At 39.8% G+C, this 12,602-nt stretch carries 10 protein-coding genes; 2 read left to right on the forward strand and 8 right to left on the reverse strand.

Features of this window, described 5'->3' with window-relative positions; genetic code table 11:
- Positions 1 to 18 precede the first annotated feature (18 nt).
- Complete coding sequence (locus V2H41_RS07605) at positions 19 to 3,945, reverse strand: AsmA family protein (protein ID WP_330974542.1); 3,927 nt, start codon at positions 3,943 to 3,945, stop codon at positions 19 to 21.
- Between the two features lie 128 nt (positions 3,946 to 4,073).
- Complete coding sequence (gene metG, locus V2H41_RS07610; RefSeq protein WP_330974543.1) at positions 4,074 to 6,161, reverse strand: methionine--tRNA ligase; 2,088 nt, start codon at positions 6,159 to 6,161, stop codon at positions 4,074 to 4,076.
- A 147-nt stretch (positions 6,162 to 6,308) separates the two neighbouring features.
- Here metG and V2H41_RS07615 point away from each other — a divergent pair, with 147 nt between their 5' ends.
- Entirely contained in the window at positions 6,309 to 7,334 is a 1,026-nt protein-coding gene (locus V2H41_RS07615) for a S66 peptidase family protein (protein WP_330974544.1), read from the forward strand.
- A gap of 32 nt (positions 7,335 to 7,366) precedes the next feature.
- Positions 7,367 to 8,281, forward strand: a complete 915-nt coding sequence (locus V2H41_RS07620) for a S66 peptidase family protein (protein ID WP_330974545.1) — start codon at positions 7,367 to 7,369, stop codon at positions 8,279 to 8,281.
- 342 nt (positions 8,282 to 8,623) lie between these two features.
- Here V2H41_RS07620 and V2H41_RS07625 read toward each other — a convergent pair whose 3' ends face one another.
- The 6 genes from V2H41_RS07625 to glmM all read right to left on the reverse strand — a co-directional run bounded on the left by V2H41_RS07625 (position 8,624) and on the right by glmM (position 12,496).
- Positions 8,624 to 9,142, reverse strand: a complete 519-nt coding sequence (locus V2H41_RS07625; protein WP_330974546.1) for a hypothetical protein — start codon at positions 9,140 to 9,142, stop codon at positions 8,624 to 8,626.
- Positions 9,143 to 9,259: 117 nt separating this feature from the next.
- On the reverse strand, positions 9,260 to 9,595 hold the full coding sequence (locus V2H41_RS07630; protein ID WP_330974547.1) for an RNA recognition motif domain-containing protein: 336 nt from the start codon (positions 9,593 to 9,595) through the stop codon (positions 9,260 to 9,262).
- Positions 9,596 to 9,812: 217 nt separating this feature from the next.
- Positions 9,813 to 10,259 (reverse strand): 50S ribosomal protein L9, encoded by a 447-nt coding sequence (rplI, locus tag V2H41_RS07635; protein WP_330974548.1) that lies wholly within the window; start codon positions 10,257 to 10,259, stop codon positions 9,813 to 9,815.
- Between the two features lie 122 nt (positions 10,260 to 10,381).
- Positions 10,382 to 10,645, reverse strand: coding sequence for a 30S ribosomal protein S18 (gene rpsR, locus V2H41_RS07640; RefSeq protein ID WP_330974549.1), 264 nt, complete (start codon positions 10,643 to 10,645; stop codon positions 10,382 to 10,384).
- Positions 10,646 to 10,649: 4 nt separating this feature from the next.
- The gene (gene rpsF, locus V2H41_RS07645; RefSeq protein WP_330974550.1) at positions 10,650 to 11,006 is read right to left on the reverse strand and encodes a 30S ribosomal protein S6; all 357 of its coding nucleotides are present in this window, start codon (positions 11,004 to 11,006) and stop codon (positions 10,650 to 10,652) included.
- Between the two features lie 98 nt (positions 11,007 to 11,104).
- Entirely contained in the window at positions 11,105 to 12,496 is a 1,392-nt protein-coding gene (gene glmM / locus V2H41_RS07650; RefSeq protein WP_330974551.1) for a phosphoglucosamine mutase, read from the reverse strand.
- Between the last annotated feature and the right edge of the window lie 106 nt (positions 12,497 to 12,602).

Consider the following 12,602-nt stretch of genomic DNA (forward strand, 5'->3'; position numbering starts at 1 on the left):
AATATGCTGTCGTGAATGTTATTTTTTCAACGGATTATCTATTTTTTGATGGGAAGCAGCTTTTCTGTTATACTTTCTCAATTTTTTCTTTGCTCCTGGCAAGCCTATACTGGACTTAATACCCTCGAGAGATGTTTTGATGATGTAATTAATAGGTGACTTATCCTGCCAGCGCTCGAAAAAGACTAAAGATGCTTTATTACTATTATTACGCCGAACCACCAATATCATAGCAATGCGGCTGATCAGCTTATTCAGAAATGTCTGATTGGGAAGATCTTTTTTATTCAGTAAGCCTACATTTAACCCTCGATAATTCATGCGTGCGATTCCCGCCGCCGCTTCATTTGTACCTACGGCCTGAATATTGAGACTGTTTAAATGCCCATCAAAAACTTTAGCGGCTACTAAGGGAACCAATACGGTATTGAAATGAGCCAAATCCATTGAGCCGGCATTGAGCTGCATTCGCATATACCCTGTGGTGTCACTATAAGATTGGCTTACCTGTAGTGTAGCCGGCAATTGATCTAATATCCGAGCGGTAGCTAAAATATAAATACTGTCATCAGGCTGAATATTGTAATTCTTGATATTCGAAATTACTGTATTCAAATCTGCAACAGTAACCACGCCTAAAGTATCCGTATTAGGATTGATTTCCCAATAAGTCACTTGCATGTTCTTCAGCCGTATGCTATCGATATGCAGACTATTTTTAAGGTGTAACAGCATTTCGGCAGGCAGGGGTTTGTATTTGACTACAGTGTCGGGTTGTGTTTTATCCTTGAAAGTGAAGAGGTTTACATCATTTAAAGCAATACTGCCGACATTCAATATGCTATCATTGCCATATTTTTCCATGTCTACCGGTCCGCCACTGATTTTTCCGGTACGTACTCTTAAATAATCCTCATTAAAAGCTTTGGATATACGATACGCTTCAACCGACTGCTTGGGAGTAAAATACACCGAGTCTACGCTGAACATCTGATCCTGCACAGCAAATCCATGCCAATACAATTCATTTTTCCCTGTAAGAAAACTACCGCTGACTGCATTTACTTGAAGGTTTGCGCTGTTGGCAATCACACTGCCGATATTTTTAATATACTTTGAGTTCAATACAATATTGTGCACATCACCTTTATCGAGCATCAATTCAGCATTGTTTTTACCGAGACTATCGAAGTATAACCTGTCGAGAGAGAGAATGTTGACATTTGTACGCCAGTCAATCAGTTTATCCTTATTTTTTTCCACTACAACATCATTAAACTCCAGATTCAGCTTGTTATCATTCGTAGCGGTTTTTTTGCCTTTGGCATTGACAAATTCGAAATGCGTCAGGAACATTTTAATCTGATCAGCCTTTACGGGAATCTCATCGGTGGACTTTAGGTTGGTCAATTTCAAATAACTGTTTTCTCTCTTTCCATCCCAACTCACATGGCTAAAAGCATTCTGTTTGTCCTGAAAAGATATTTTAATATCGGGTCTTTGTATAAATGCTGATCCAATAACAATCTGTGGTGCTTGCTTCTTTTCGGTAGAGGTTGTGGAATCTTTCCGCCCTAGTTTTGCATGAATTATAGGGTCGGTAATTTCTATGCCCCTCAACTTAAGATCACCGCTGATAAATTCCGTAATATTAGGAATAATAGCAAATCGGGGAATGGTAGCAAGTATAGAATCTTTATTATTGATTTTGGACAACTGAATATTGGTCAATACACTATGCTGATTATCCACAATATCCATTTTATCTACCGACACACGTATATCCGGTCCTGTAAACAGCAGATCATTACCATCTACGCTCATACCCCTAATCTCCGGCTTACCTGCCTCATTCTTCACAAATTGCTTTAATAGTAGAGTATTTAACTTACCGCTAATCGTATGCTGCTTTAAAGCAACATCCAAATGGGTATTGGAAGTATGAATATTCCGCAGTACTATAGACGTGGCTTTCCTCTGCGATTTTGACTTTTGATGCAGCGAATGCTCCGAAGGATTCATTACAAGGCTAGCATTTGCCCACTTTACACCATCAATTATAATACTATTAGTAGCACTATCCAGAATAACCGTACCCAGACTTATATGATTTGCTTTTGCATCTATATCTTTTGACTGGAGTATTAACGAGCTCGCAGTAAGACCGCTTTTATTTTCTGATAAATTAACATTAGTAAGTTGTGCCGTCAGCGCTCCTTTTTTAAAAATACCTTTTTCAAAATGAAGTGCATTTACCGAGCGCTGTACGCTTTTAATACGATTAGCACTCGTGAGCTCATTGGCTCTTAAATCAAGATTGGCATTGTGTAAACTCAATATTCCGCCTCTGCTGAGACGAAGGGTAATCTCCCCATTTTCAATACGCAGGTTTTTCAAATCCATCACATCATCTACGCTGTTCAGAGTTTCAAACAGATTGCCTCTCCTGGCCTTTTGCTTTCTCCTTGTAATGGTATAATCCACTATAGGATTAATAAAATTGGCGCTATTGGCTGAAAAAATATTTTCATATAACAACGACTCCCATGATAGACCTCGTACTTGAAACGTAGGCATCGCAAGGCTTTTTACCGTCTTGCCTTTATGAAATTCTTTGAAAGAAAATTTACTCAGATTGATGAGATCATCTTCGAAACCGATACTATCGAAAGCAATAGCATACCGACCGTCGCTCAATGAGGTCTCATAATCATGTAGCGACATTACAAACTTGCGAAGCCGGATAGGTTTCTCTTCATCATGCTTCACTAAGAGATCATATATTTCGAAGTTATTATCGCTAGCAGAAAAGGTGTTTGTTACCCCCTTCTTAATGGTGTTTACGTGAATAGCGGCTTCTTTTACGCCTACATAATTAAGCTTAATATCGCCCAACAACTGCTGCATCAAAGCATCTATGCGCTCCACACGTTTTTTCTTCTCCTTCTTAACTACGTGCTTTTTAACATCGCTATCTATATCCAAATATATTTCTGGACTATCACAAAATACGGAGTCGGCAATAATAGTTTCTGTGCTGTATAAAGAATCAAAATTGATATTGGTTAGTTGCAGTTTATCAAAAAATATACGAAACGAAGTTTGTGAACTATCTCCCTTTATAGCCCGCAATGTGCAACTATCAAATTCTACCCGCTTGTTTTGCAGATTTACCCGAAAGTCTTTGAAAGCAATAAAATGTCTTCCACCGGGAAAAACGATACTCTGATCATGGGTGCGGACCGCTATGTTTTCGGTAAAACTGATTTTCTCCTGTGCTTTTTTACTTGTATTAACTTTATCAAACTGCAAATGATCCAACTGTATGTAAATGTTGGTAACTGTAAAGGGAGTTTCATGAGGCTTGGTTTTATTAACAAGCGAAAAGCTTCCACTGTCTAGCCTAAATTTATCCACCTCCAATACATTTATCACCTGCGTAATCGAATTAGAAATACGCCCCATTTCTTGTGCAACAGAAAAGCTATTGTCTACTGTAGTGTCTTTATGTTTGAGAGTATGTTTCTTGGGAGCATGTCGGGTAAATATTACATTAGGAGCCGTTAAACGGATGGAATCGATAAGAATCTCCTTTTTGATAAGCAAAGGCAAAAAACCGCGAGCCTTAATAGATATCCGCTCTGTATTTACCGAATAGCTGGTTGCAGCCGTGGTATCCGTACTGTGTATGGATGCGTTTTCGAGCTCAATTTTATTGGTAACCCAATTGAACTTAAACTTACTTACTTTGAGGCGAAGTTTTCCTTTGGATTGATTGTATACAATCTGCTCCAGCGCATCTTTGGCGTGATCAATAAACCAAAAATTAAAGGCAAGAATTACCATTGCAACAATTCCCAGCAAGATGAGCGCCGAACGATACGTTATCCGCTTAAACCGCAGCCTTCTTAATTTTAACTCGCGTAAGTTAATCCTTGTCTTCAAAAGTATTTATTTGGTAATGATTAACCGGTTTGACGGGTTCGCATTGTTTTTCTTAGTATTAAAAATACAGAAAAGGTCGAATATTTTGAACTATTCGACCTTTTAGTAAAATATGCTTTGTAGAATAACTAACTTACAATACTTCCATTTTGAACCTCTTTATCGGAGGCAATAAACTGCAACGAGCCGTCTGCGTCCTCCGCCATCAGAATCATTCCATTACTCTCAATACCACGCATCTTTCGAGGAGCCAAATTGGCTACTACTACAACTCTTTTGCCCACAATGGTAGCGGGATCATAATGCTGTGCAATGCCAGATACAATGGTACGCTTTTCGAATCCCAAATCAATCTCCAACTTTAATAACTTATCCGCTTTTTCCACTTTCTCAGCAGCTACAATGGTCCCGGTGCGCAAATCGAGTTTTGCAAAATCATCGTACTGTATCACCGGCTTTACTGCTGGAGTCGATGATACCGGAGTGGCAACAGCCACTTTTTGAGCTGCTTCTGCAGCCACACTGCCGGCTCTTAGTTTTTCTATCTGAGCCTGTATTTCGGCATCTTCAATTTTTCTAAAGAGAATCTCTGGAGCGCGCAGTGCATATCCCACGCTGAGCAGGTTGATTTTGCCGGCATTTTCCCAATCCAGTATTCGGTCCACCACTTTCATCATATGCAGCATTTTTTTAGCAGTGGCTGGTAGGAAGGGGTTGATTAAGATAGCTAAGTTGGCGGTTAGCTGCAGGCATAGATGTAAACAGTTATCGATGCTTTTTTGTGCTTCAGGATTTTCTGCAACTTTTTTTACTACCTGCCAGGGCTCTTTTTCCTGCATATATTTATTGCCCTTGCGGCTGAGATCGATTACTTCATACAGAGCGTCTCTGAATCGGAAACCCTCCAACGCATTTTCTACTTTAGCTTTTGCAGCTTCGATATCGGCAATAAGCTGCCTGTCCAAAACATCCAAAATATTGGTGTGTAGCTTAGGCACTTTCCCTCCACACAATTTGTGCATGAGTACGAAGGTTCTGTTTACGAAGTTGCCAAAAATAGCTGCCAGCTCATTGTTATTTCTATCCTGAAAATCCTTCCAAGTAAAATCGTTGTCTTTGTTCTCCGGCGCATTCGCACAAAGTACATAACGCAGCACATCCTCACAGCCGGGAAAATCCTTTATATATTCGTGCACCCACACAGCCCAGTTGCGACTGGTAGATACTTTATCTCCTTCGATATTCAAAAACTCATTGGCAGGTACATTATCCGGTAATACGAAATTACCGTGAGCCTTGAGCATTGCCGGGAAAATGATGCAGTGGAAGACAATATTATCTTTTCCTATAAAATGTACGAGCTTGGTATCTTCCTTACACCAATAGTCGGCCCATTTATCGGTTAGTTCTTTTGTGGCTGAAATATAACCGATAGGTGCATCAAACCATACATACAACACCTTCCCCTCGGCATTGGGCAGCGGCACTTTAATCCCCCAGTTGCTGTCGCGGGTCATGGCGCGGCTTTGCAAGCCATTATCTAACCAACTTTTACATTGCCCGTATACATTATTTTTCCATTCGGTATGGCCCTCTAGAATCCATTTTCTTAAAAAGTCTTCATACTTCTGTAATGGGAAATACCAGTGTTTGGTTTTTCTTTTTACCGGAATAGCATCACTTAGTGTACTACGAGGATTGATAAGCTGATCGGGCGACAAGGAGCTACCACATTTCTCACATTGGTCCCCATAAGCCCCGTCGTTTCCACACACCGGGCAGGTACCGGTGATATATCTGTCGGCAAGAAAGGTATGGGTTTTCTCATCATAATATTGCTCCGTTTCCTTTTCTTCAAAAATGCCGTCATCATATAATTTTTTGAAGAAGTCAGAGGCTGTTTTATGATGTACAGGACTTGTAGTTCTGGAATAAATATCAAAAGAAATACCCATCTGCTGGAAGCTATGTTTGATCAACTCATGATACTTATCCACGATTTCCTGAGGCGATACACCTTCCTTCATCGCTCGAATAGTAATGGGCACCCCATGTTCATCGCTTCCGCCTACAAAGATTACATCTCTTTTTTGCGCGCGCTGATAACGCACATAAATATCTGCCGGGATATAACAACCGGCCAAGTGTCCGATATGTATTGGTCCATTGGCATACGGTAAAGCCGCAGTTACCAATACTCTTTTATAATCAGTCATAATCGCACTAAAACTTTTAATTAACCTGCAAAAATAGCTATAATTAGGTAAGGTGATGAGAATATATGTATCCCATACCTAATACTATTGTAACGGCTTCATATAATGACACCTTTTATACTTTTCAACTTTCCTATCTTAGCAAATATGAACCGAAAAAATTTTATCACCACGGCCGCAGCGGTGCTGGCATCCCTTTCCTTTTCGAAAGTGGGAGCAAGGTCTCCCCTGTCAGTATCGCAGTACGCCCCTATTATCCCTCCCTATTTGAAACCTGGAGACCTTATTGGCATAACCTCTCCGGCAGGCTACATTACACGTGAAGACATTATTCCCGCAGCCACACTGATGCAGCAATGGGGATTTAAAATACGCGTGGGGTATACCATCGGAAAACGCAATTATACTTTTGGCGGGACCGATGCGGAGCGCCTGCAGGACCTTCAGCAAATGTTGGACGACCCACAGGTAAAAGCCATCATGTGTGCCCGAGGAGGATATGGTGCTGTAAGAATTGTGGACGGAATTGACTGGACCCAATTCAAATCCAATCCTAAATGGATTATTGGTTTTAGCGATATAACTGTTTTGCATTCTCACATACAGAGGAATTTGGGCATCGCTACTATTCACTCGAAAATGTGTAACAGCTTTCCAAGAGTATGGGATGATGCCAGTCCCTTGCAAAAAGAAACTATCCTTTCCATTCAGAAAGCTTTAATCGGCGAAAAAATTCAGTATTCGGCGCCGTCTAACAACTTTAATCGCACCGGTACAGCTCGTGGCATACTTGTAGGGGGTAATTTAAAAACGCTTGAAAGCTTGGCCGGTTCTGTTTCAGACATTAATACCGATGGCAAAATATTGTTTGTAGAAGATACCGGAGAGTATTTGTACAGCGTTGATCGTATGTTTTGGAATTTAAAACGCAGCGGTAAATTAACCAACCTAGCTGGGCTGATTGTTGGCGGTTTAAAAACCAAACAGGATGACCCAGGCGAATACTTTGGTTATTCCACTTACGAGATTATAGCTTCCAAAGTAAAGGAGTATCGCTACCCCGTATGTTTCGAGTTTCCGGTGGGCCATCAAATAGATAATTTTGCACTCAAATGCGGTGTACCATATGAGCTTTCTGTTTCAGAAAGCGGTACTACACTCAAAGAAATTTAAGCACTTTATCCATCATTATAAAGAAAGGCAGCATGGGCATTAAAACACCTCCCTATCTCAAACCCGGCGACACCATCGGTATTGTATGTCCTTCGGGCTATATGGCTTTTGAAAAAGCAGCCGAATGCATTCGGGTGTTGCAAGAAGAATGGGGTTACAAAGTGAAAGTAGGAAGCACTCTGGGTAGTAAGTCCGAAACCTATTTCTCCGGAACTGATGAAGAACGACTGCGAGATTTACAGCAAATGCTCGATGACGATGAAGTACAGGCCATTCTATTCGGCAGGGGCGGTTATGGCATGGGGAGAATTATCGATAAAATCAATTTTAAAAAGTTTAAGAAAAAACCCAAGTGGGTGATTGGCTTCAGTGATATAACGATCTTTCATTGTCACCTTTATGCTAATTACGGTATTTCTTCGTTACATGCACCCATGGCCGCAGCTTTCAACGATGGAGGCTATACCAGTCCTTATGTACAATCTTTAAAAGAAGCTCTAGAAGGCCAACCGGCACATTATACATGCTCCTCGCATGTGCTGAACAAAAAAGGAGAAGCAGCAGGGCCGATAGTAGGCGGAAATCTGGCATTATTGGTAAATACCATCGGTACACCCTCGGAGATAAAAACCAAAGGCCGTATTCTGTTTATTGAGGATATTGGTGAGCAGAAATATTCTATCGACAGAATGATGTTTCAATTAAAGCGCAGTGGGAAGCTGGACAAACTTGCAGGCCTTATAATAGGAGGCTTTACAGAAGTTGGAGATACCGAGCGTCCATTTGGGGCCGAGGTACAACAAATTATTTACGATCTGATTAAAGAATACGACTATCCGGTATGTTTTAATTTTCCCGTAAGTCACGACCCAGAAAACTATGCACTGAAAATAGGTGTGTCTTATACATTAAAAGTTGACAGCCAAAAAGTTGTATTGAAGGAATAAAAAATCCCCAACATAAGAAATGTTGGGGACTTCATCAAAAACCATTAACCATTAAACCTTATCCTATGAAAATTCAGTCCGAAGTTACATAATAATTAAGTCACACACAAACAGCCCCCATCAAAAAATAGAAAACTTTCGTATTTTTTATTTTTTTTAACAAATTTCAAAATTTCTACCCTCCTACTATCAATTTATTGAAAATCTACAACTCATTGAGTTTTATCAAGATCAATGTTGTAACATAAAATTCATAAATCTCTTTTATTTAACAACTATCTCACAATAATAAGGCCACCAGAAGATTCCGGCAGCCTTAATTTTTCCTTAAAAAAATTATACTTAAAATGTGTATCGAGCCGAGACGCCAAAACCGTCTCCGATAAATCTACCATACTGATCCGTTCTAGCCACCAGAAATGTCGGACGCCAATCTGCAGACACATTCAGCGGTATTTTGGGGAATTTATAATCGGCTCCTCCTGTTGGGAATAAGCCTACGCTTACTCCTTTATAATCATCAAATTTAGAAGAGGTGTGCAGTATAGTTACTCCACCCCCTACGAACCATTTCAACCCCGGTACAGGTTTAATATCGAAGTGGTGCTGGTAGGCAGCTGAAGCGCTCACTGCAGTGGAACGATAGCGATGCTCATGATGATGATATCTGTCTCCACCAATCCCCAGATTAAACTCAAATGCGCCATTGCCAACTGCAAAAACCTTATAAGAAGCTGCAAATACATCATAACTTGAAGCCGGGCTCACTCGAGCTCCAATGGCCTGCTTATAAGTACTTTGAGCAAATAGAGCTGAGGTTAAGGACACAAATGCAATGGTTAGGGTTAATTTTAATCTCATAGAAATAAAGTTTTATTTAGTTGTCGTAAATGTAGACAATTTAGTTGTTTAAACGGGCATAAAAAAGGCTCACTATCTGTGAGCCTCTGCATATATAATGCCATACAATGGATTTCCTTAATAATTATAATCGTTACGGCCGCGGAAATCGCCTTTTCTAAAGCCCCCGCTATTGCCACCAAAACTTCTTTTCTTATAACCTCCATTTCCTTCTTTCGGACGGCTTTCGTTTACTACAATGTTTCTTCCGTCAACTTCAGTACCATTCAGTGCGTCAATGGCGGCTTGTGCTTCTTCATCGTTCTGCATTTCTACAAAACCGAAGCCCTTGCTACGATTGGTGAATTTGTCTAAAACGATTTTTGCAGACGATACACTACCGTGAGGAGTAAATAAGTTTTCTAAGTCCTGATCATTAAGATTCCAGCTCAGGTTACCAACGTAAATGTTCATTAGTGAAAAATTTAAAAAATTAAAGAGAAGTGAGACAGTAGACAAGACCGATGAACATTAACGTACCATGGAACCTTATTACTGAAAATCACCTAATCTATTACAAATATAGTGGATTTTATGCGGTATTGTCAATTAATTTAATTTTTGAAAACTTAAATAAAAACGCCCTGAACTTTCAGGGCGTTTCAATTACTTAGAATTTCTGCTTAACTTATTATTCAGCAACTACTTCGAAATCTAACTCGGTAGAATGACCGTTTCCGAAATCAATTACTGCTTTATGAGTACCTAATTCTTTTACCTCATTCAGAATAGTGATTTTTTTACGGTCGATTTCGTAACCCTTTTGCTCGCGAATGGCTCTACTAATTTGCAAGTTAGTTACGCTACCAAATATTTTTCCTGAAGTACCAGTTTTAGCACCAATTTTTACAGGAGATTCTTTCAGCTTGCTGATCACTTCATTAATAGTAGCCAGTAAAGCTTCTTCTCTCTTTCTGGCTTGTTTCAGCCGCTCTTCCAATTGTTTTCTGTTTCCAGGAGTACTTTCTACGGCTAACTTGCGTGGTAACAAATAGTTACGTGCGTAACCATTTTTCACGGTAACTACTTCGTTAGCAGCACCCAGATTATCTACATCCTGAATTAAAATTACTTCCATTGATTTTGTTTTTAGCTCCCTTTTACCCAATCGATGGTGACTGTCACCCGTCAGAGCGGGATTAGGGAAGGTTACTAATTAATGCATTAGAAAAGTCCATGACAGGGTCATGCACTACTCTACTATTTTAAAAGATCTGTAACGTACGGTAATAAGGCCATTTGACGTGCTCTCTTTACAGCAGCGGAAACTTTGCGTTGAAATTTCAGGCTATTACCGGTAATACGTCTTGGTAATAATTTACCCTGTTCGTTCAGGAACTTTTTCAGAAACTCTACGTCTTTGTAATCCACATAGCGAATGCCATATTTCTTAAAACGGCAGAATTTCTTTACGCGTTTGTCGCTTCTAATGGCGGTAAGGTATTTAATTTCATTCTTTGCCATAGTATTAAGCCTCCACTGCTTTTTCGGTTCCTGTATTTACGCCACTTGCCTTTTTTGCATTATACTCAACGGCGTATTTGTCGAGTTTAGTGCAAAGATGACGAAGAACATTCTCGTCACGTAACAGCTGAATCTTCAGCTTTTCATTGAAGTCGGATGGCGCTTTGTACTCCAATACCCAGTATAAACCAGTGGTTTTTTTCTGGATAGGATACGCCAGTGATCTTAATCCCCATGGATTTTCGTGAACGATAGAGCCTCCAGCTTCAGTTACCAAAGTGGTATACTTTTTTTGGGCAGCTTTAAACTCATCTTCGCTTAAAACCGGGGTAAAAATCACCATCAATTCATAATTGTTCATTACCCTTAAAATTTAATTAAATAATAAAAACACTTTCCTTAGATTTTGCTAAGGGGTTGCAAAGATAGTATTTTTAACTGAAATAGCTATTTTAGGTATTATTTCATACCCTCTTTAATATCCTCCATCAAACGATGGGCAATATTGTTGGCCTTACTCTCAAAATCACTTTCAGAATAAATACGGATAATCGGCTCGGTATTGGAAGTGCGTAGATGCACCCAATCATCGTCAAACTCAATTTTTAACCCATCTTCATCATTAATAGGATGTTTCGCATACTTCTTTTTTATCATATCAAAAATAGCTTTTACATCCACTCCATTCTCCAGTTCTATTTTGTTCTTGCTAATAAAATAATCTGGATATAAAGCCCTTAATGATTTTATACTGCCTTTATGGTGCGCCAGATGAGACAAAAACAGGGCTATACCTATCAGCGCATCTCTACCATAATGAAAATCGGGAACAATGATACCTCCATTCCCTTCTCCACCGATAACGGCATTCACTTCTTTCATTTTCTTTACCACATTTACCTCACCCACAGCCGAAGCAAAATATTCACCGCCTTGCTTTAGTGTAATCTCTTTGAGCGCCTTGGTACTGCTCATGTTGCTAACCGTATTTCCTTTTCTTTTTGACAGTACATAGTCGGCCACAGCAACCAGCGTGTACTCCTCTCCAAACATACTGCCGTCTTCGCACACAAAGCATAGTCTGTCTACATCGGGGTCTACCGCTATACCCAGGTGTGCCTTTTCCTTCACCACTACGCTGCTCAATTCGGAGAGATGATGTGGTAAAGGTTCGGGATTATGAGCAAATTTTCCAGTTACTTCGCTGTTTAATACTATCACATCTTCAACACCCAATGCTTTGAGCAAGGCCGGTACAAAAATGGCTCCGGTAGAGTTAATGGCATCCACAACAACTTTGAAATTCTTAGCCTTAATAGCATCTTTATCCACTAGTGGATACGCCAAAATAGCATCAATATGCTTCTGTAAATAGGTGTCGTCAGGAATTATCTTACCTAGTTTATCTACCTGTGCAAACTCAAAATCTTCTGCTTCTGCAATCTTCAAAAGTTCTTGTCCTACTTCAGCTGAAATGAACTCCCCTTTTTCATTTAAAAGTTTGAGGGCATTCCACTCTTTAGGATTATGGCTGGCGGTAAGAATAATACCTCCGTCGGCTTGTTCCAGAGGAACCGCTATCTCTACTGTAGGAGTAGTGCTTGGACCTAAATCTACCACATCGATGCCTAGGGCGCTCAAAGTAGCTTGAACAAGACTACTCACCATAGGACCACTGATACGTCCATCACGACCAATAACTACTTTAACTGGTTTATTATCAGTTGATTTCCTTTTTAAGATTGTTCCGAAAGCAGCTGTAAATTTCACCACATCTACTGGAGATAAGGTTTCACCTGTCTTTCCGCCAATTGTTCCTCGAATTCCTGAAATACTTTTTATAAGAGGCATATATTACCTAAGTTTAATACTGAAAATTGGGTTGCAAAATTAAGTAGCTGGCTCGTATTAATTGTTCTTTATAGAAAATATTTAACGCTAGGCTTAACGGCTAGCG

Origin of the sequence: Niabella digestorum (assembly GCF_036409055.1) — a bacterium.
Taxonomy (GTDB): Bacteria; Bacteroidota; Bacteroidia; order Chitinophagales; family Chitinophagaceae; genus Niabella; species Niabella composti.

Coding starts and splice junctions, on each gene's coding strand:
- metG (WP_330974543.1), bottom strand. CDS start 6,161: ATGACTGATTATAAAAGAGTATTGGTAACTGCGGCTTTACCGTATGCC.
- V2H41_RS07615 (WP_330974544.1), top strand. CDS start 6,309: ATGAACCGAAAAAATTTTATCACCACGGCCGCAGCGGTGCTGGCATCC.
- V2H41_RS07620 (WP_330974545.1), top strand. CDS start 7,367: ATGGGCATTAAAACACCTCCCTATCTCAAACCCGGCGACACCATCGGT.
- V2H41_RS07625 (WP_330974546.1), bottom strand. CDS start 9,142: ATGAGATTAAAATTAACCCTAACCATTGCATTTGTGTCCTTAACCTCA.
- V2H41_RS07630 (WP_330974547.1), bottom strand. CDS start 9,595: ATGAACATTTACGTTGGTAACCTGAGCTGGAATCTTAATGATCAGGAC.
- rplI (WP_330974548.1), bottom strand. CDS start 10,259: ATGGAAGTAATTTTAATTCAGGATGTAGATAATCTGGGTGCTGCTAAC.
- rpsR (WP_330974549.1), bottom strand. CDS start 10,645: ATGGCAAAGAATGAAATTAAATACCTTACCGCCATTAGAAGCGACAAA.
- rpsF (WP_330974550.1), bottom strand. CDS start 11,006: ATGAACAATTATGAATTGATGGTGATTTTTACCCCGGTTTTAAGCGAA.
- glmM (WP_330974551.1), bottom strand. CDS start 12,496: ATGCCTCTTATAAAAAGTATTTCAGGAATTCGAGGAACAATTGGCGGA.